Source organism: Micromonospora sp. NPDC049282, assembly GCF_043197045.1.
In the GTDB taxonomy this organism is placed as follows: domain Bacteria; phylum Actinomycetota; class Actinomycetes; order Mycobacteriales; family Micromonosporaceae; genus Micromonospora.
Genome location: NZ_JBICSL010000012.1, coordinates 181855 through 201428, shown reverse-complemented (window position 1 = coordinate 201428; position 19574 = coordinate 181855). Strand labels below are relative to the sequence as shown.

The 19574-nt window shown below is 73.0% G+C and carries 18 protein-coding genes; 13 read left to right on the top strand and 5 right to left on the bottom strand.

The window, feature by feature from the left end; all coding sequences use genetic code 11:
- Positions 1–14: 14 nt before the first annotated feature.
- Entirely contained in the window at positions 15–1448 is a 1434-nt protein-coding gene (locus ACGFI2_RS20470; RefSeq protein ID WP_393519244.1) for a TldD/PmbA family protein, read from the bottom strand.
- A 33-nt stretch (positions 1449–1481) separates the two neighbouring features.
- Complete coding sequence (locus tag ACGFI2_RS20465; protein WP_393519241.1) at positions 1482–2030, bottom strand: Uma2 family endonuclease; 549 nt, start codon at positions 2028–2030, stop codon at positions 1482–1484.
- 240 nt (positions 2031–2270) lie between these two features.
- Here ACGFI2_RS20465 and ACGFI2_RS20460 point away from each other — a divergent pair, with 240 nt between their 5' ends.
- From ACGFI2_RS20460 to ACGFI2_RS20440, 5 genes are all read left to right on the top strand, one after another.
- Positions 2271–3374 (top strand): ABC transporter ATP-binding protein, encoded by a 1104-nt coding sequence (locus tag ACGFI2_RS20460; protein WP_393519238.1) that lies wholly within the window; start codon positions 2271–2273, stop codon positions 3372–3374.
- Positions 3371–4447, top strand: coding sequence for an ABC transporter ATP-binding protein (locus ACGFI2_RS20455; RefSeq protein ID WP_393519235.1), 1077 nt, complete (start codon positions 3371–3373; stop codon positions 4445–4447). The genes ACGFI2_RS20460 and ACGFI2_RS20455 overlap by 4 nt, the downstream gene beginning before the upstream one ends.
- Complete coding sequence (locus tag ACGFI2_RS20450) at positions 4444–5448, top strand: ABC transporter permease (protein ID WP_393519232.1); 1005 nt, start codon at positions 4444–4446, stop codon at positions 5446–5448. Before ACGFI2_RS20455 ends, ACGFI2_RS20450 begins: the two co-directional genes overlap by 4 nt.
- A 13-nt stretch (positions 5449–5461) precedes the next feature.
- Positions 5462–6448: an ABC transporter permease gene (locus ACGFI2_RS20445; protein ID WP_393519229.1), complete on the top strand. Its 987-nt coding sequence runs from the start codon at positions 5462–5464 to the stop codon at positions 6446–6448.
- Between the two features lie 91 nt (positions 6449–6539).
- Complete coding sequence (locus ACGFI2_RS20440) at positions 6540–8285, top strand: ABC transporter substrate-binding protein (RefSeq protein ID WP_393519222.1); 1746 nt, start codon at positions 6540–6542, stop codon at positions 8283–8285.
- A 90-nt stretch (positions 8286–8375) separates the two neighbouring features.
- On the opposite strand, the gene ACGFI2_RS20435 is transcribed toward ACGFI2_RS20440, so the two are convergent.
- Positions 8376–10520 carry a prolyl oligopeptidase family serine peptidase gene (locus ACGFI2_RS20435; RefSeq protein WP_393519219.1) on the bottom strand — a complete coding sequence of 715 codons (2145 nt, stop codon included), beginning with the start codon at positions 10518–10520 and terminating at the stop codon, positions 8376–8378.
- Between the two features lie 87 nt (positions 10521–10607).
- On the opposite strand from ACGFI2_RS20435, the gene mshB reads away from it, so the two are divergent.
- The 3 genes from mshB (at position 10608) to ACGFI2_RS20420 (ending at position 12572) form a co-directional block, all read left to right on the top strand.
- Positions 10608–11531 (top strand): N-acetyl-1-D-myo-inositol-2-amino-2-deoxy-alpha-D-glucopyranoside deacetylase, encoded by a 924-nt coding sequence (gene mshB / locus ACGFI2_RS20430; RefSeq protein WP_393519216.1) that lies wholly within the window; start codon positions 10608–10610, stop codon positions 11529–11531.
- Positions 11528–12022, top strand: a complete 495-nt coding sequence (locus ACGFI2_RS20425; protein WP_393519213.1) for a hypothetical protein — start codon at positions 11528–11530, stop codon at positions 12020–12022. Before mshB ends, ACGFI2_RS20425 begins: the two co-directional genes overlap by 4 nt.
- 85 nt (positions 12023–12107) lie before the next feature.
- Positions 12108–12572, top strand: a complete 465-nt coding sequence (locus ACGFI2_RS20420; protein ID WP_393519210.1) for a hypothetical protein — start codon at positions 12108–12110, stop codon at positions 12570–12572.
- A gap of 2 nt (positions 12573–12574) precedes the next feature.
- Here ACGFI2_RS20420 and ACGFI2_RS20415 read toward each other — a convergent pair whose 3' ends face one another.
- A complete protein-coding gene (locus tag ACGFI2_RS20415) occupies positions 12575–13534 on the bottom strand; it encodes a GNAT family N-acetyltransferase (protein WP_393519207.1) in 960 nt (319 codons plus the stop codon).
- 79 nt (positions 13535–13613) lie between these two features.
- On the opposite strand from ACGFI2_RS20415, the gene fdxA reads away from it, so the two are divergent.
- Positions 13614–13940 (top strand): ferredoxin, encoded by a 327-nt coding sequence (gene fdxA, locus ACGFI2_RS20410; RefSeq protein ID WP_007464872.1) that lies wholly within the window; start codon positions 13614–13616, stop codon positions 13938–13940.
- Complete coding sequence (gene dapC, locus ACGFI2_RS20405; protein ID WP_393519315.1) at positions 13937–15046, top strand: succinyldiaminopimelate transaminase; 1110 nt, start codon at positions 13937–13939, stop codon at positions 15044–15046. Before fdxA ends, dapC begins: the two co-directional genes overlap by 4 nt.
- A gap of 44 nt (positions 15047–15090) precedes the next feature.
- Here the strand turns inward: dapC and ACGFI2_RS20400 are convergent, their stop codons facing one another.
- Positions 15091–16932, bottom strand: a complete 1842-nt coding sequence (locus ACGFI2_RS20400; protein ID WP_393519204.1) for a M48 family metallopeptidase — start codon at positions 16930–16932, stop codon at positions 15091–15093.
- A 302-nt stretch (positions 16933–17234) separates the two neighbouring features.
- Between ACGFI2_RS20400 and ACGFI2_RS20395 the strand changes: the two genes are divergently transcribed.
- The 3 genes from ACGFI2_RS20395 to ACGFI2_RS20385 are packed head-to-tail and all read left to right on the top strand — an operon-like array spanning position 17235 to position 19554.
- A complete protein-coding gene (locus ACGFI2_RS20395) occupies positions 17235–18260 on the top strand; it encodes a prephenate dehydrogenase (RefSeq protein ID WP_393519201.1) in 1026 nt (341 codons plus the stop codon).
- A 5-nt stretch (positions 18261–18265) separates the two neighbouring features.
- Positions 18266–18907: an SIMPL domain-containing protein gene (locus ACGFI2_RS20390; RefSeq protein WP_393519198.1), complete on the top strand. Its 642-nt coding sequence runs from the start codon at positions 18266–18268 to the stop codon at positions 18905–18907.
- On the top strand, positions 18907–19554 hold the full coding sequence (locus tag ACGFI2_RS20385; protein WP_393519196.1) for a nucleoside/nucleotide kinase family protein: 648 nt from the start codon (positions 18907–18909) through the stop codon (positions 19552–19554). Before ACGFI2_RS20390 ends, ACGFI2_RS20385 begins: the two co-directional genes overlap by 1 nt.
- Positions 19555–19574: the final 20 nt, after the last annotated feature.

Genomic DNA, 19574 nt, shown 5'->3' with positions numbered 1-19574 from the left:
CTCGGTGCGTTCGGTCATGCGCGCACCCCCACCCGGACGCCGCGGAACCGGGCCGGCGCGGCCGGGTGACCGGTGTGCCCGATCTGGCCGGGCTGCCCCTTGCCGCAGTTGGGCGTGCCCCAGGCGACCGTCTCCGAGGAGAGCATGTCCATCGAGCGCCAGAAGACCGGCCCGATGCCGGTGTAGGTCGGGTTGCGCAGCATCCGCCCCCGGCGGCCGTTGCGCACCTCCCAGCCGACCTCGCAGCCGAACTGGAAGTTGAGCCGCTTGTCGTCGATCGACCAGGAGCGGTTGATGTCCATCAGCACCCCGTCGTCGGTGGCCGCGATGATCTCGTCGAGCGTGTGCGGGCCCGGTTCCAGGCCCACGTTCGTCATCCGCACCATCGGCAGCCGGGCCCAGCCGTCGGCGCGTACGCTGCCGCCGTGTCCCAGGCCGGCGACGGCGGCCGAGTCCCGGCCGGCGAGCACGCCGACCCACCGCCCCTCGCGGACCGCGTCCCGGCGGACCGCCGGGGAGCCCTCGTCGTCGAAGCCGAAGCTGCCCAGCGCGCCGGGGATGGTCGGGTCGATGGTCACGTTCATCAGTTCGGAGCCGTAACGCAGCGAGCCGAGGCGGGTCAGGTCGAGCCAGGAGGTGCCGGCGAAGGCCGCCTCCCAGCCGAGGATGCGGTCCAGCTCGATGGCGTGCCCGACCGACTCGTGGATCTGCAGCGCGAGCTGCTCGCCGCCGAGGATCAGATCGGTCTCGCCGGCCGGGCACTCCGGGGCGGTGAGCAGCTCGCGGGACTCCTCGGCGATCCGGGCGGCGTGCGCGGCCAGGTCGAGCGAGGTGACCAGCTCCCAGCCGGTGGTGCCGTACTGCCCGCGGTAGCTCGGGTAGGACCGGCGCTGCGTCTCGCCGTCGCCGATCGAGGTGGCCGAGATGCCGCCGCCGCACTCCCGGATGTGCTGGTCGATCCGGTGGCCCTCGCTGGAGACGAACCACTTCGTGGTGTCCCAGATCTGGTAGATCCCCTCGGCCAGGTCGGCGCCGTGCTCGCGCATCGTGGCCGTGGCGCCGACCAGCAGGTCACCCTTGTCCGACAGCGGCACCCCGAGCGGATCGACCGCGCACTCGGAGGCCCAGCTCGCCACCGCCGCGTCGACCGGCACGAGGTCGATCGGCGGACCCGGGACCCGCGCGCTCGCGGTGGCGATCGCCGCGGCGCGCCGGCCGGCGTCGCGGGCCGCCGCGTCGGACAGCTCGGGTACGGCGTGGAAGCCCCAGCCGGAGCCGACCAGGGCACGCACCCCCAGCCCGATGCTCTCGTGCTGGGCCAGCTCCTCGACGTCGCCGTTGCGCGCCGACATCGACTCGTAGCGACGGTGCATCACCCGGGCGTCCGCGTATCGGGCTCCCGCGTCGAGGGCGGCCTGGACGGCGGCGGTCGCCGCGTCGAATCCCATGCGCCCGACCCTAGGCGAGCGCACCGACATCCGTCAGGGGACGAGGTCCGCGGGCCGGATCGTGGCCCGGACGGGTTCGGTCAGCTCCAGGATGTCGCCGGGCTTGGTCACCGACACCTCCCGGTAGTGCCGCCCCTGCCGTCGGTAGAGGTGCAGTGTGCCGTTCTCCTGCTCGACAAGCAGATACCACTCGATGTCGGCCGCGGCGTAGTAGTGCATCTTGAGCACCTTGTCGGTCGCCGCGTTGCCCGGTGAGACGACCTCACAGACGAGCCGCACGTCCCGCGCCTCGATCATCGGCTCGTCGAAGTCGATCGGCTCGGTGACGACCAGGTCGGGGATGGGGATCCGGCCAGGCTTGAGCCGGACGTTCACCGTCTCCAGCAGTTCCAGGCCCGCGCGCCGGGCCGCGGCTTCGAGCAGGTTGCCGAGGTTCCGCTGGATCCGCTGGTGCCGCGGAGTCGGTGCCGGTGTCACGTGGAGGCTCCCGTCGAAGAGTTCGACGCGTTGTTGCGTCTCGCCGAGAGAGAGGTACTCCTCTTCGGTCCACGGGCCGTCGTGGCCGAACACCGCCGCCGTCATGGCAAACCTCCACCTCGTGTCGGTCGGGATCGTCAACCGCTCACCAGGGACATCGTCGCACCTGCCCTGCGATCGGCATGTCACCACGGTGAGTCACGACTCGCGAACGTCCAGGTGAGGGCTGTTCAGGTCGGAAACCCAGTCGTTACGCTCTGACCGCTGACAGCCCGAGCTTTGTAGCTTATTTTCGCCTCCAGAGGTTTGCTGTAGGTTCTCTTCATCACTGAGGGGGAGGCGGTCATGGGCAGGTCGGAGGCAGTGCCGTCCGGGAAACCGGACCGCCCCGTGGCGCCGGAGCAGCGCTCCGGCGACGACCCCTATCTCCGGGTCCGGGATCTGCGGGTGCGGTTCGACACCGAGGACGGCGTGGTGCGGGCCGTGGACGGGGTGTCGTTCGCCGTGGAGCGGGGTCGCACACTGGGGATCGTGGGCGAGTCCGGCTCCGGCAAGAGCGTCACGTCGTTGGCGATCCTCGGCCTGCACGACTCGAAGCGGGCGGCCGTGTCGGGGGAGATCTCCGTCGGCGGGCGTCAGCTGGTGGGTCTGCCGGACGAGGAGATTCGTCGGTTGCGGGGCCGGGACATGGCGATGATCTTTCAGGACCCGTTGTCGGCCCTGCATCCGTACTACAGCGTCGGTAGGCAGATCGCGGAGGCGTACCGGGTGCATCACCCGAAGGCCGGTCGGCGGGAGGCCCGCACGCGGGCGGTGGACATGTTGGGCCGGGTGGGGATTCCGCAGCCGGAGCGGCGGTTCGATCAGTTTCCGCACGAGTTCTCGGGTGGGATGCGGCAGCGGGCGATGATCGCGATGGCGTTGGTGAACGACCCGGATCTGGTGATCGCTGACGAACCGACCACGGCGTTGGACGTGACGGTGCAGGCGCAGATCCTGGACCTCCTCGCGGATCTGCAGGCGGAGTTCCGGTCGGCGATCATCCTGATCACGCACGACCTGGGTGTGGTCAGCCAGGTGGCCGATGACGTGTTGGTGATGTACGGGGGGCGCGCGGTCGAGCACGGGAGTGTGGCGCGGGTGTTGCGGGCGCCGCAGCATCCGTACACCTGGGGGTTGCTCTCCAGCGTGCCGTCGTTGCACGGCGACGCGGACGCGGACCTGGTGCCGATCCCGGGCAACCCGCCGAGTCTGATCAATCTGCCGTCGGGGTGTGCGTTCCACCCGCGGTGCCGCTACGCCGACGTCAACGGTGACCGCTCGCGGGTCGAGGTGCCCGAGTTGCGCGACGCCGGGCAGCCCGGTCATCTGGTGGCCTGTCACCTGTCGGCGCAGGACCGCACCCGCATCTACCAGCAGGACGTCGCCCAGACGGGAGTGGCGCGATGAACCCCGAGCAGAGTGTGGGCGAGGCGGCCGCGTCCACGCCCGCCACGGTGTCGGCGGCAGCGGCGGAGCCGCTGCTGTCGGTGCGCGGACTGACCAAGCATTTCCCAGTGCGTGACGGGCTGCGGGGGAAGGGTGCGGTGCGGGCGGTCGACGGCCTGGACTTCGACGTGCGCCCCGGCGAGACCCTCGGCCTGGTGGGGGAGTCGGGGTGTGGGAAGACCACGACCGGGCGGATGCTGGTGCGGCTGCTGGAACCCACCGCCGGCACGATCACCTTCGCCGGCCGCGACATCACCCACGCCGGGCGCCGTGACCTACGCGGCCTGCGCCAGGACCTGCAGATCATCTTCCAGGACCCGTACGCGTCGCTGAACCCCCGCCACACCGTCGGGCGGATCGTGGCCATGCCGTTGCAGGTCAACAACATCACCCCACCCGGCGGGGTGAAGAAACGCGTGCAGGAACTCCTCGAACTGGTCGGGCTCAACCCGGAGCACTACAACCGCTACCCGCACGAGTTCTCCGGCGGGCAACGCCAACGCATCGGCATCGCCCGCGCGCTGGCGCTGAAACCGAGACTCATCGTCGCCGACGAACCCGTCTCCGCGTTGGACGTCTCCATCCAGGCCCAGGTCATCAACCTGCTGCGCGACCTGCAACGCGACCTCGACCTGGCCTTCGTGTTCATCGCCCACGACCTCGCCGTGATCCGCCACTTCTGCCACCGCGTCGCCGTCATGTACCTCGGCAAAATCGTCGAGATCGGCGACCGCGACACCATCTACACCCGGCCGCAGCACCCCTACACCCGCGCGCTGCTCTCCGCCATCCCCGACGTCACCACCCTCGGCCCCGCCGGCCGCATCCGCCTCACCGGCGACGTCCCCACCCCGCTCAACCCACCCTCGGGCTGCCGCTTCCGCACCCGCTGCTGGAAAGCCACCGACCGCTGCGCCACCGAGGAACCCGCCCTCACCACCCGCGACGGCGGCACCCAACACACCGCCTGCCACTACCCGGAGAACGGCCCGGTCGGCGTCCCGGCCGGCGAGCCCGTGGAGGTGTCGAAATGAGCCTGTCGCCGGTCGAAGGTGTGGCGCTGGCCGAGATCGAGTCCACCGGTCAGAAGCCGGACGAGGAGAAGCGGCTCGTCGGACGATCCCCGGGCCAACTCGTCTGGGCCCGGCTGCGCCGGGACCGCACCGCCATGATCAGCGGCATCGTGCTGGCGGTGTTCATCCTGGCCGCGCTCGGCGCGCCGTTGCTGCAACGGCTCTACGGCATGTCACCGAACCAGCAGTTCGGCGACATGCTCGACTCCACCGGCATGCCGCTCGGCTACGTCGGCGGGGTCAGCGGTGACCACTGGTTCGGGCTCGAACCCGGCCTCGGCCGGGACATCTTCATCCGGATGATCTACGGCATCCGGACCTCGCTGCTGATCGCGCTCGGCGCCGCGCTGGTCACCACGACCATCGGCGTGGTGCTCGGGATCGTCGCCGGCTTCCTGGGCGGCGTGGTCGACTCCGTGATCGGCTGGATCACCGACGTGGCACTGGCGATGCCGTTCCTCATCTTCGCGCTGGCCGTGGTGCCGACGTTCGCACTGCGCTTCTACGGCCCCCGCGACGCGGTGCCGACCTGGTTCGCGGTCACCACGCTCGTCGTGGTCTTCGCCGCGTTCGGCTGGACCGGCACCGCCCGACTCGTCCGCGGCCAGGTGGTGTCGCTGCGCGAGCGGGAGTTCGTGGAGGCGGCGCGGGCCAGTGGCGCGGGGCTCGGTCACATGCTCTTCCGTCAGCTGCTGCCGAACATCTGGGCCCCGATCCTGGTGGCGTTCTCCCTCGCCGTGCCGTCGTACGTGACCGGCGAGGCGGCGCTGTCGTTCCTCGGCGTCGGGCTGCCCGAGTCGGTGCCGAGCTTCGGCCGGATGATCTACCGCAGCATCGACTACCTGCAGACCGACCCGGCGTACGTCTTCTTCCCTGGCGTCACCATCTTCGCGCTCGTGCTGGCGTTCAACCTCTTCGGCGACGCGCTGCGCGACGCGCTCGACCCGAAGTCGTCACGGTAGGGGGTACGGCGCCATGGTGCGGTTTCTGCTGAAGCGGCTGCTGCTGGCGGTCTCGGTGCTGCTCGCGGTGAGCATCGTCAGCTTCCTGATGTTCTTCGCGTTGCCCCGCGACCCGGTGACCGGCATGTGCCCCAAGAACTGCAACGCGGAACGGCTGGAACGGGTCCGCACCGAGCTGGGGCTCAACGACCCGAAGCCGACGCAGTACGTCAACTACATGAAGGGCATCTTCGTCGGCCGTGACCTGGGCAGCGCGCAGGGCGGCAAGTGCGAGGCGCCCTGCCTCGGCTACTCCTACGTCAACAGCGAGTCGGTGACCGACACCTTCGCCCGGGTGCTGCCGGTGACGTTGAACATCGTGCTCCCGGCGGCGGTGCTCTGGCTGGCGCTCGGGGTGGGGCTCGGGATGATATCCGCGCTCCGGCGGGGGTCGCTGCTCGACCGCATCTCGATCGGGCTCACCCTGACGTTCGCGTCGCTGCAGCTCTACTTCGTCGGCGCGCTGCTGCTGCTGGTCTTCGTGTACTCGCTGCGGATCCTGCCGACGCCGAGGTACGTGCCGTTCCTGGAGAACCCGCTGGAATGGGTGCGCGGCCTGGTGCTGGCCTGGGTGACGCTGGCGTTGCTCTTCTCCGCCATCTACGCCCGGCTGTCCCGGGCCCAGATGCTGGAGACGCTCTCCGAGGACTTCGTCCGGACCGCGCGGGCCAAGGGCGTGGCGAAACGAAAGGTGTACGGACGGCACGCGTTGCGGGCCGCGATCACCCCGATCGTGACCATCGCCGGACTCGACGTGGGTGCGGCGCTCGGCGGCACCGTCATCACCGAGACGACGTTCGGCATCCAGGGGTTGGGGCGTACCGCGGTGGAGGCGGTCCGCCAGGGTGACCTGCCGACCATCATGGCCACGGTGCTGGTTTCGGCGCTCTTCGTGGTGGTGGCGAACATCGTGGTCGACCTGCTCTACGCGTTCATCGACCCGCGGGTGCGGCTCGGCTGACGCCGATCGTTGTGGCCCCGTTATCCGCTCGAAATTTACCGCAGGTCAAAGCTAAGCGAAGCTTTTCTTCATCGGATCCGGAGGAGTGAATATGCGAGCAAGACTCGCCACCGCCATGGGCGGTGCGATGGCACTGGTGGTCGCCCTCAGTGCGTGCAGCAAGAACACCGGCGACAACGGCGACAGCGTGGACAACAACAAGCCCCGCAGCGGCGCCATCGCCACCGACCCGAAGGACTCGCTCGGCCCGGCGGCCGACGTGCCCGGCGCGGCCAAGGGTGGGACCTTCTACATCCTGCGGGAGAGCAAGATCTCGCACTTGGACCCGCAGCGGGTCTACTCGTTCGCCGGCCTGATGGGCAGCCAGCTCTACGCCCGCTTCCTCACCACCTTCAAGGACGACGGCAAGGGCAACGTCACCCTGGTCGGCGACCTGGCCGAGACGCCCGGCAAGAACGTGAACAACGACTGCAAGGTCTGGGAATTCAAGATCAAGCAGGGCGTCAAGTTCGAGGACGGACGGCCGATCACCTCCAAGGAGATCGCGTACGGCATCGCCCGCTCGTTCGACCCGGACCTCACCGGCGGCCCCACCTACCTGCAGGAGTGGCTGGCCGACAGCCCGCAGTACGACACCAAGTGGAACTTCAAGCAGAACAAGACCTCGCTGCCGCCCGGCCTGACCACGCCGGACCCGCAGATGCTGCGTTTCGAGTTCGACAAGCCCCGCTGCGACCTGCCGTTCGCGGTCTCGCTGCCGGCCACCGCGCCGCTGCCGGCGGACAAGGACACCGGCGTCAACCTGGACAACCAGCCGTTCTCGTCCGGGCCGTACCGGTTCACCAAGATCCAGCCCGGCGTGGAGATGGTGCTGGAGCGCAACCCGAACTGGGACCCGGCCACCGACCCGGTGCGGCACGCGTACCCGGACAAGTTCGTCTGGTCCCTCGGCGCGGACAACGCCACCCAGACCAACCGGGTCCTCGCCGGCACCGGCACCGACGCGGCGGCGGTGGCCAGCGGCGGCGTGCCGTCCGAGCTGATCGCGAAGGTCACCGCCGACCCGGCCCTCAAGGCGCGGATGATCGTCGCGGCGACGCCGAACGCCTACCGGCTGAGCATCAACACCACGCGGGTCACCGACGTGTCCGTGCGGCAGGCGATCAACTACGCGATCGACCGCAGCAGCATCACCAAGAACCTCGGCGGCCCGTACGGCGCGGTGCCGCTGACCACGCTGCTGCCCCCGACCACGCTCGGCTACCGGAAGTTCGACGCCTACCCGGCCGGTGAGACCGGTAACCCGGAGAAGGCGAAGGAGGCGCTCGGCGGCAAGGCGGTGAACCTGGTGCTCGGCACCTCGGACGACACCCCGTCGCAGGAGACCGCGACCCAGATCAAGAACGCCCTGGAGAAGGCCGGCTTCACCGTCACCGTCAAGCCGATCCCCGAGGACGGCTACCTCGACTTCGTGAAGAAGAAGAGCAACCCGTGGGACATCTGGGTCGACTCGTGGGCGGCCGACTGGCCCAGCGGCGCCTCGATCCTGCCGGTGCTCTTCGACGGCCGCAGCCTCAAGGCCGAGGGCAACAGCAACACGTCGCAGCTCAACAACGACACCGTCAACGCCGAGTTCGACCGGGTGCTCGCCCTCGACCCGGCCAAGCAGGCCGACGAGTGGAGCAAGCTGGACGAGAAGCTGATGAAGGAGTCGGCGCCCGCGGTGCCGCTCTACAACGAGGTGGTCTCCGTCGCCCACGGTGAGAAGGCCGGCGGCCTCTTCATCGGCAGCATCTTCGGTTGGCCCAGCTTCGTGAACGCCTACGTCAAGCAGTAACCGCTCGGATGTAAGGAGGGGCCCCCTTTCGACACTCAGGTGTTGAGAGGGGGCCCCTTCTCTACGCCAGGCGTTAACGAGGGGTCCTCCTTACATGTGGCGGCGGAGGAAGTCGAGCTCCAGGCGGAGCAGGCGCTCGGACACGCCGCCGGCGGCCAGGTGGCTGGCGCCGGTCAACGGCAGCACCGCGTGCGGGCGGCCGGTGGACAGCAGCGCGGCGGAGAGTCGCAGCGTGTGCGCGGCCAGCACGTTGTCGTCGACCAGGCCGTGCACCAGCAGCATCGGCCGGGCCTCGGCCGGGTCGCCGACCGGTTCGGCGGCCAGCTCGACCAGCGAGTGGTGGGCGTAGACGTCCATGCCGTCCTCCGGCAGGCCCAGGTAACGCTCGCTGTAGGCGGTGTCGTACAGCGCCCAGTCGGTGACCGGCGCGCCCACGATCGCGCACGTGTACAGCTCCGGGTGGCGCAGCACCGCCAGCCCGGCCAGCCAGCCGCCGAACGACCAGCCGCGCACCGCCACCCGGCCCAGGTCCAGGTCGGGGTGCTTGCCGGCGAGCGCGGTCAGCGCGTCCACCTGGTCGGTCAGGATCACGTCCGCCACCCGGCGGTGGATCGCCTTCTCGAACGAGGGCGCGATGCCCGGCGTACCCCGGTTGTCGACGGTCACCACCGCGAAGCCCTGGTCGGCCCACCACTGCCGCTCCAGCCAGGCGCCGCGAGCCGCGATCACCTCCTGGTGGCCGGGCCCGCCGTAGATGTCCACCAGCACCGGCAGCCGGGTGCCCTTGACGTGCTCGGCGGGGTAGAGCACCGCGCTGGGCAGCCGCCGGTCGGTCACCCGCACCAGCGTCGGCCGCGGGGCGTACGAGCTGGTGGCGGCGAGCGAGCGCAACTCGGCCACCTCGCGGTCGTCGTGCCACACCCGCCAGCGGACCCCGGCGTGCTCCAGCGAGGCGACGCCCACCGCCAGCGTGGCCCCGCCGATCGCGGCGGTGTGCCAGCCCGGGTCGCTGCCCATCCGGCGGGCGTCCATCCCGCCGCCGATGGCGGTCCGCACCCGGTAGAGGTGACGCTGGCTGGGTTCCCCCTCGCTCGCCTCCACCAGCAGGTCGGCCGCCGTGCCGGGGCCGGCCGGCAGCCGCCCGACCACCCGCCGCACGTACAGCGAGGGCGGGGTGAGCAGCGTGCCGTCGGCGAACAGGCAGCGGGCGTCGTACCCGTCGTGGGCCAGCTCGCCGCCGACCAGCACCCGCCCGTCGGGCAGGTGCGCCGGGGTGCCCGGAATCGGTTCCACCCAGCGCGGGTCGGCCAGCTCGGCGTGCACCTGCGTCTCCCCGGTGCGCGGGTCCACCGCGAGCACCAGGCCGTGCTGCTGCGAGCGGCGCAGCACCGTGATCAGCGGCCCGCCGTCGGCCCACTCGACCGAGCTGAGGTAGGGGTAGGTCTCCCGGTCCCAGTGCACGTCGACCCAGCCGTCGTCGAGGTCGAGCAGGTGCAGGCTCACCTCCGCGTTCGGCCCGCCCGCCACCGGGTACGCCAGCGACGTCGGCGGGTTCGCCGGCTCGGCCGGGTCGTGCAGGTACCAGCGCGGCAGGCGGGACTCGTCCACCCGGGCGGCCAGCACCGAGCGCCCGTCCGGTGCCCACCAGTAGCCCCGGTAGCGGTGGAACTCCTCGGCCGCGATGTGCTCGGCCAAGCCCCAGGTCACGCCGCTGTCCTCGCCGGCGAGCAGGTTGTCCGTGCCGTCCGGCTCGACCACCCGGAGCTGGCCCCGGCGGACACCCTCGGCGGTGTCGGTGACGTAGGCCAGCCGCTCGCCGGTCGGGTCGGGGCGGGGATCGATCACCGGCCCGACGGCGGCCACCTCGACCACGTCGCCGTGCACGAGGTCGGCCCGGAACAGCCGCCCGGCCAGCGCGAACGCGGCCACCCGCCCGGCGGCGTCGAGCGCGTACGAGCCGATGCCGCCGGAGCTGAGCCGCAGCCGTTCGCGCAGCGCGCGCTCGCCCGGCGCCAGGCGGGCCGGCTCGGCGTCCGTACCCAGCAGCACCGCCGGGTCGGCGACCAGTTGCTCCGCGCCGGTGTCGACGTCGAGCAGCCAGAGCGCGTCGGCCGGGTCCTCCGGTCCCGCCGAGCGCAGGAAGAGCACCCGGGAGCCGTCACCCGCGACGGTCACGGCGCGCGGCGCCCCGTGGCTGAACCGACGGGTACGGGCGGCCAGCTCGGGAAAGTCCACGCCTGCAGATCGTAGGCGGGCTCCGGGCGTGATGTGGCCGACCTGGGTGGACGCATGACCGCCGGACCGGCAGGACCGCCGGTTAGAGTGACGGGCGTGACGACGCTGCCCGACCGACGCCTCCTGCTGGTCCACGCGCACCCCGACGACGAGTCGATCGGCACCGGCTCGACGATGGCGCACTACGCCGCCGCCGGCGCCCACGTCACGCTGGTGACCTGCACGCTGGGCGAGGAAGGCGAGATCCACGTGCCGGAGCTGGCCGGGCTCGCCGCGGCCGAGGCCGACCAGCTCGGTGGCTACCGGATCGCGGAGCTGGCCTCGGCCTGCGCCGCGCTCGGCGTCACCGACCACCGGTTCCTCGGCGGCGCGGGCCGCTACCGCGACTCCGGGATGATGGGGCTGGCCACCAACGACCACCCGCGGGCGTTCTGGCGGGCCGACCTCGACGCCGCCGCCGGGCACCTGCTGGAGGTCATCCGCGAGGTCCGACCCCAGGTCGTGATCACGTACGACCCGAACGGCTTCTACGGCCACCCCGACCACATCCAGGCGCACCGGGTGGCCATGCGCGGGGTGGAGCTGGCCGCGGCCGAGGGGATCGCCCCGGCGAAGGTCTACTGGACGGCCATGCCGCGCAGCGTGCTGGACGCCGGCCTGGAGGCGTTCACCGAGTCGTCGGACAATCCCTTCGCCGGCATCGAGGACGTGGCGGAGCTGCCGTTCGGCACGCCGGACGCGCAGATCGCGGCGCGGATCGACGCCACCGAGCAGCACGCGGCGAAGGAGGCGGCGATGCGCGCCCACGCCACCCAGATCCCGGCCAACTCGTGGCTCTACTCGATCGCCGGCAACTTCGGCGCCGAGTTCATGGGGGTCGAATACTTCACGCTCGGGGTCGGCGAGAAGGGGCCGGGCAACGGCCCGTACGGCTGGGAGGACGACCTCTTCGCCGGGGTGGCGCCGGACGAGCCGGACCGCACCCCGGTCGCGGCGGCCGGCCTCCGGTGACGTTGCCCGCCGTACCCGTGTCGGTCCTTCCCGAGCCGCCGCCGCCCGCGCCGCCCAGCCGGGTGGAGCGGGCGCTCGACCGCGCGTTGCGGGTGGCCGGCGGGCTGGTGACGGTCTGGGCCGGCGTGCTGGCCGCGCTGCTCGACCTGATCTTCGCCACCTGGGCCTGGGAGACGGTGCAGGGCCGGTCCGGCGGCGCGCAGGCGCTGGTCGGCATCGGGCTGGCGGTCGCCGGGATCGCCGCGGTAGCGGCCTCGACGGTGCTGCTGGGCTGGTTCGCGCACTCCTCGACCGGCAGCCGGTGGGCGGTGGCGCTGGCCGCGCTGCCGTGGTTCCTGGTGATCGTGGTGGGCGGGTTTCGCACCACCGAGGGCGACCTGGCGCTGGCCGGCGACAACGTGCTCGGCCTCGCGCTGATCGTGACCGGTGCGGTCACCTTCGCGGTGGTCGGCTTCCGGCAGATCGTGACACCGCCGCCCGCTCACCGGTGAGGTGCTGACGCCGCACCGGTGGCGGTGGTAGACATTCCTGCCAGAGGCTCGCCACGGGTGCGGGCGGTACGGCGGGAGGCGTGCGATGGGTCAGCGGTGGCGTGCGGTGGGTGTGCTGGCGGCCGCGTTGTTCGCGGTCAACGTGGTGGCCCGGCTGGTCATCCGGTTCGCCTTCCCGGACGACGACACCGCAGCCAGCCGGGTCTCGCTGGTGATGTTCCTGGCCATCGGCCTGATCCTGGCCGGCGCCGCGTTCCGCTGGGGCGCCGCCCGGCCGCTCGGGCACTGGGCCGGCGACCTGGCCCTGGCGGTGGTGGTGGCGCTGGCCCTGACCGTGTTCGTCGGCCCGTTGCTGGTCGGGGAGAACCCGTTCGGCGGTGGCGCCGGTCTCTTCTTCGCCCAGATCTGGCTCTATCTCGCGGCCACCGCGGCCGGTGTGCTGGTCGGCTACCTGACCCTCACCGCGCTCGGCCGGGATTTCCGGTCCCGCCAGCTCAAGCGGTACGCCGAGCGGAAGCAGGCCCGGCCCCGGAAGATCGTCCGCCGCTGAGGTCAGGGCGCCACCCGGGTGAGGTAGGTGTGGTGGGTGGTGAAGCCGAGCCGGCGGTAGAGCGCCACCGCGCCGACGTTGCTCTGCTCGACCTGGAGGAACGCGTGCGTGGCGCCCTCGGCCGCGCCCCAGCCGGCCAGGGCGCGCACCACCGCGCCGGCCAGCCCCTGCCGGCGGGCCTCCGGCAGCACCTCGAGCAGGCTCACACCGAGCCACCGGCCCCCACCGGTGACGGTGCCCCGGCCCACCGCGAGCAGCCGGCCGTCGACCCGCAGTTCGGCGAAGCGGATCCGGTCCACCGCGGTGAGCACGTGCCGCGCGGCCTCCGGTAGCCCGCCCTTGCGGTCGGCGGCGACCGCCAGCCAGTCGTCGGCGGGCGCGCCGGGCAGCGCCACCGGCGGCCGGTCGGCGGCGGGCCGCTCCGGCGCGCGGGTCAGGGTGCCGAGCGGGGCGGTCTGGACCAGCACCGGCGGGCGGGACGTCCAGCCGCGCGCGTCCAGTTCCGCGCCGACCGGCGCGGCCAGCGGCAGCGGCGTGTTCACCAGCGCGGGCTGGCCGTGCTCGGCGTACCAGCGTTGCACCGCGTCCAGCGCCTCGGGCAGCGGGCGGTCCGGGTCGCCGATCGGCAGCGCGCTGTTCGCCCGGCCGGTCCAGCCGGCGGCGGCGCGCAGCCGCCAGTCGCCGACGCGCCCGCGTACCGGGGCGGGCCAGGCCTCGTCCGCGGCGGTCTCCAGGGCGATCACGGCGGCGGCGGTCGGCCGGCGGGCCGGCGGCACCCGCTTGGCCCGGTGCACCTGGCCGACCGGTACGCGCAGCGGCCCGCCGTCGGTCGCCAGGGTGATATGGGTCTCGCTCAGCTCGACCAGCTCGCCGAGCGCGTCGGAGAACAGCGGCCGGCCCTCGCGAATCCCCACAATCCGGCGAACCACGATCCGGTGTCCCACGTCCTGCTGTCGGAGCACGATCGACCCCCTCCCCGGCGAGATACTAGGCTCTTACCGTTGCGGATGATCGCGACGAGTCTTGCGGAGGAGAAGACCGGTGACCTACATCATCGCCGAGCCGTGCGTGGATGTGCTCGACAAGGCATGCATCGAGGAGTGCCCGGTCGACTGCATCTACGAGGGCAACCGGATGCTCTACATCCACCCCGACGAGTGCGTCGACTGTGGTGCCTGCGAGCCGGTCTGCCCGGTCGAAGCGATCTTCTACGAGGACGACGTGCCGGAGCAGTGGAAGGACTACACCGGCGCGAACTACGAGTTCTTCGAGGACCTGGGCTCGCCCGGGGGCGCCTCGAAGATCGGCAAGGTGGAGAAGGACGCCACCTTCGTCGCCGCGCAGCCGCCGCGCGGCGAGGGCCACTGAGCCGGCCCACGCCGGTTTCGGCGCGGCTGCCCGAGTTCACCTGGGACACGCTGGACGCCGCGGCCGCCACGGCCGCGGCGCACCCGGGCGGTCTCATCAACCTCTCGATGGGCACGCCGGTCGACCCGGTGCCGCCGCTGATCCGGCAGGCGCTCGCCGACGCGTCGGACGCGCCGGGCTATCCGCTGACCGCGGGCACTCCCACCCTGCGGGACGCCATCGGGGCCTGGGTGGCCCGTGCCTGCGGCGCGGGCGTCGACGGGCTGGGCGTGCTGCCCACGATCGGCTCCAAGGAACTGGTGGCCTGGCTGCCCACGCTGCTCGGGTTCGGCCCTGGTGACGTGGTCGTGGTGCCGTCGGTCGCCTATCCGACGTACGAGGACGGGGCCCGGCTGGCCGGCGCCACCGTCGTGCGCAGCGACTCGCTGACCGCGCTCGGCCCCGATCCCCGGGTCCGCCTGGTCTGGGTCAACTCGCCGGGCAACCCGACCGGCCGGGTGCTGCCCGCCGCCCACCTGCGCAAGGTGGTCGAGTGGGCCCGGGAGCGCGGCGCGGTGGTCGCCAGTGACGAGTGCTACCTGCCGCTGGGCTGGGACGCCGAACCGGTCTCGGTGCTCTCGCCGCAGGTGTGCGGCGGGTCGTACGCGGGCGTGCTGGCGGTGCACTCGCTCTCCAAGCGCTCCAACCTGGCCGGCTACCGGGCCGGCTTCGTGGCCGGCGACCCGGCGTTGACGGCCGAGCTGCTCAAGGTCCGCAAGCACGCCGGCATGATCGTGCCGGCGCCGGTGCAGGCCGCCATGGTGGCCGCGCTCGCCGACCAGGGGCACGCCGACGCCCAGCGGGAGCGCTACCGGGCCCGGCGGGAGACGCTGCGGGCCGCGTTCACCGGCGCCGGCTTCACGGTCGAGCACTCCGAGGCCGGGCTCTACCTCTGGCTGACCCGCGACGAGGACTGCTGGGACACGGTCGACTGGCTGGCCCGGCGCGGCATCCTGGTCGCCGCCGGCGTCTTCTACGGCCCGGCCGGCGCCCGGCATGTGCGGGTGGCCCTGACCGAGTCCGACGCGCACATCGGCGCGGTGGCCGGCCGGCTCGCCGAGTCCTGACCGCCGGCCGCCGGCCCCGTCCAGGGGCCGGCGACCGGCGCGGCTCAGCCGTTGATCCGGCGGAACACCTTCAGCAGCGTGTCCCGGCTGTGCTTCTCCAGGAACTCGCTGGCCATCAGCTCCTGCATCTGCACGGTACGGCCGTCGAACAGCGTCAGCGTGGCCTTCAGCGGCACCTCCCGCCGCACCTCCACCGAGGTGATCTCCTCGTACGGCAGGTAGGGGTGGCGGCCGGCCAGCTCGGCGACCGGCACCGAACCGACAAGCGCGGTCAGCCGCTTCTCGCCCTCGCCGGCCTTGCCCGGGTCGGCGATCAGCACCAGGCCGTTGTCGAGCACCAGCATGTCGTGCTCCCGGCCGTCGATCTTGATGTTGGCCAGCCCGCCGATCAGGTCGGCGTTCCGGGCCGAGGCGCGGGCCTGCACCACCCTGGCGCCGGCCACGTCGACGCCCAGCTCGGTCAGCCGGGCCAGCGCCTCGTCCAGACTCGCCGGGACAACCGCCAGCTTGGCCACGTCGGCCAGGTCCCACGGCTCACCGCCCGGCCCCACCAACCGGGCCGGACCGGACCAGGACAGCTCCCAGCGGGCCTGCCCGGACCGGACCGCCGCGTTGTCCAGCAGCGTCTCCATCGGGCCGGCGAACGCGGCCGCCGCCTCCTTGCGGGTGGCGCCGTCGAAGAACTGCTCGGCGAACTCGCCCAGCCGGCCGGCCCGGACCAGGTCCAGCACCGTCGGCAGGCCCGGCGCGGGGGTGCCGGTGAACCGGCCGGTCGCCCGGTAGATGCCGTCCGCCTGCCGCTGCACGTCGGCGGCGACCGACTCGGCGACGAACTCCGGCCACGGCAGCACGCGCCGGGAGCCGTGCGCGACCACAAGCGCCTGGAGCTGGCGGCCGGCGCCGGCCACGTCGGCGAGCAGCGTCCGCGCCGGCTGGTCGTCCGCCCCCGCCGCGGTCGGCGGGGTGGCCGTCATGGCGGCGACGCGGACGCCGATCGGCGGGTGGGTGTCCCAGCGGGACGGCTCGTGCTCCGGCGCGTTCTCCCGCAGCGCGTCGATCTCGTCGCGCCGGGCGTCGAGCAGCTCGGCGAAGCCGCCGAAGAGGTCGTCCGGGGCCAGCCCGGCCGACCAGCCCGACTCGACGTAGCGGCGCATGTAGAACGACCAGGCGGCGTCCAGCGCCGGCAGCGTGCGCAGGGCCGAGGTGGCCGCCTCGGTGCCGGCGAGCGCCACCGACGCCCGGTCCGCCTCCAGTTCCTGGCGACGCGAGGCGGCGTTGTCCACCATCAGGTAGAGCATCGCGTAGCCCTTGAACACCCAGCCGACCGGGTTGCGCGGGCTGATCCGCTCGATCGTCTCCCCGATGGCCAGCCGACCCCGGTACGCCACCCCGCCGAGCCGGGCGTGCCGGCCGGAGTAGTGGCCGAGTTCGTGCGCGAGCACCGAGCGGAGCTGATCCATGCGCATGGCCTGGAGCAGCGGCAGCCCGACGTAGAGCGTGCGCCGGCCGCCGACCAGGCCGAGCAGCCGACTCTGCTCGCTGACCGCCGCGTTCACCTCGGGCACCAGCCGGATCTCGTCCGGCGCCCGGGTGCCGACCGCGGCGGCCAGCTCGCGCACGGTGGCCCAGAGCCGGGGCGCCGCCCGCTCGTCCAGGACCAGGCCGGGTGCCGGCTCGTGCTTCGTACGGATCGCCTTCCACATCCCGACGCCCACCGCGCCCAGCGCGACCACCAGCGGCAGCAGCAGCTTTCCGGTGATCACGCCGGTGGTGTGGCTGAACAGCCAGACCCCGAGCGCGATCACGGCGGCGAGCTGGAGCAGCGCGACGACGTAGAAACCGATCAACATGACCACCGAGGCGAGCGCCCGGTACGTCGCGGACATGAGTGTCCCTCCCCCGTTGACGAAGGCCCGACCGGTCGTTCCGGTCGAGCCGCCGGAGGACCGTACGACGCGGCCCCCGTACGGACATCCACCGTCCGGACGGATCGATCTCCACCGACGATCCGTTAAGGCGGGGCCCCCTCTTGACGCTTCCGGTAGAGGCGGGGCCCCTTCTTGACAACAGGTGTCAAGAAGGGGCCCCGCCGTACACCCGGTCCTCGGCGGGAGGGGCGATATCCTCGGCGGGACTTCCCGCGGGGCCGCCCGGGCTCCGCCGACGACGGAGACGCCGAGGTGGACCGATGGTGGGCGAGGCCGGCGGGCTGGCACGCGCGGCGGTGGTCGGCACCGGGCTGATCGGCGGGTCGGTGCTGTTGCGGCTCCGCGCCGCCGGGCTCGACGTCGCCGCCTGGGACCCGGACCCGGTGGCCCGGCGGCAGGTGCGCGAACGGGGCGTCGCGGCTCCCGGCGAGGTCGAGGAGGCGGTCGCCGGTCGGGACGTGGTGTTCGTCTGCGGCCCGCTGCCCACGCTGCCGGCCACGCTGGCCCGGGTGGCCGCGGCCACCGACGACCGGTGTGTGCTCACCGACGTGGGCAGCGTCAAGGCGGAGGTGACCACCGCCGCCACTTCGCAGGGGCTCGGGCACCGGTTCGTGCCGGGCCACCCGATGGCCGGCGCCGATCGGGCCGGTCTGAGCGCGGCGGGCCCGGAGCTGCTCGACGGCGCGGCCTGGGTGCTCTGCCCGGGCCCGACCGGGGTGGACGCGTTCCGCCGGCTCACCGCGCTGCTGGTCGACGCCTTCCACGCCCGGGTGGTGCCGATGTCGGCCCCGGAGCACGACGCCGCCGCCGCGCTCGCCTCGCACGTGCCGCACCTGCTGGCCGGCGCGCTGGCCGGCACGGTGCAGCGTTCGGCGTTGCGGGACGCGGTGCTGGCGCTGGCCGCCGGCAGCTTCTCCGACGGCACCCGGGTCGCCGGGGGCCCGCCCGAGCGGACCGCGAACATGCTGCTCGGCAACCGGGACCAGGTGCTGACCGAGCTGGCGGAGGTGGGCGCCTTCCTGGACGACCTGGCCGGCGCCCTGCGGGCCGGGGACGCCGCGGCGCTGGCCGGGCGGCTGGCCGAGGCCCGCACGGCGCGGACCGCGCTGCGGGGCCGCGCGTTCACCGCGCACCGGCGGGAGTTCCCGGCCGGCGCGGACCGTGCGGTCGAGCTGGCCTACCTGCGCGACCTGGGCGCGGCCGGAGGCCACCTGACCGGGTGCCGGGTGGTCGCCGACGCGGTCGAGTACACCGCGCACCTGCCGGCGACCCCGCCGTTAGGCTGAGCGGCATGGCGGACGCACCGGTCGTGGCGGTACGCGGCGAGGCCTACCGGGAGGTCGCTCCCGAGCTGGCCCGGTTCACGGTGACCGCGGTCGCCCGGGACCGGGATCGGGAGACCACGCTGACCCGGCTGGCCGAACGGGCCGCCGCGGTGCGGGCGCTGCTCGACGCGGCCGAGCCGGCCGTGGACCGGCGGGAGGCCGGGCAGGTCAACGTCTGGCCGGTGACGAAGCGTGCGGGTGACCGCGTGGTGGCCTGGCAGGGCAGCGTCAGCACCACGGTCACGGTCACCGACTTCACCTCGCTCGGCGAGCTGATGCTCCGACTGGCCGACCACGAGCAGGTCGAGGTGGCCGGTCCGGTGTGGTCGCTGCGGCCGGACAGCCCGGCCCACCGGGAGGCGCGGCACGCCGCGATCGCCGACGCCCTGGCCCGCGCGCGGGAATACGCCGAGGCGCTGGGCGCCCGCGTCACCGCGCTGCGCGAGCTGGCCGACACCGGCCTGACCGCGGCCCCGCCGATGCTGGCCAAGGCGGCGTACGCCCGGTCCGGCGAGTCCGTGCCGGAGCTGGAGCTGGATCCGGCGCCGCAGCCGGTGCAGGCGGCGGTCGAGGCGCGCTTCACCATCAGCGAGCCGGTGCTCGGCTGATGCCGCCGGCTCAGGTGCTCGCGCTCGACGAGCTGGTCGCCCGCGCGCGGGCGCTCGCCGAGGACGGCCCGCGGCAGTTGCTCGGCATCGCCGGCGCGCCCGGCGTGGGCAAGTCCACCCTGGCCGAACGGGTCGTCGCCGAGGTCGGCCCGACCGCCCGGCTGGTGCCGATGGACGGCTTCCACCTGGCCGGTTCGGCACTGGCCCGGCTGGGGCGGGCGGCGCGCAAGGGCGCGCCGGACACGTTCGACGTGAACGGTTTCGTGGCCACCCTGCGCCGGCTGCGGCGGCTGGAGCCGACCTCGGTGTGGGTGCCGGAGTTTCGCCGCGACCTGGAGGAGCCGGTCGCCGGCGCGATCGAGGTGCCGCCCGCGGTGCGATTGGTGGTCACCGAGGGCAACTACCTGCTGCTGCGGGACGACCCGTGGGAGGAGGTGCGCTCGCTGCTGCACCAGGCGTGGTTCCTCGACCTGGACGCCGAGCTGCGGTTGCGCCGCCTGACCGCCCGGCACGAGACCCACGGGAAGTCGCCGGAGCAGGCCCGCGCCTGGGCGCTCGGTAGCGACGAGGAGAACGCGCGGCTGGTCGCCGGCACGGCCGCGCACGCCGACCTGGTGGTCCGGCTGGCCGACCCGCCGCAGGGCTGACGACCGGCGCGGCGGCGGCC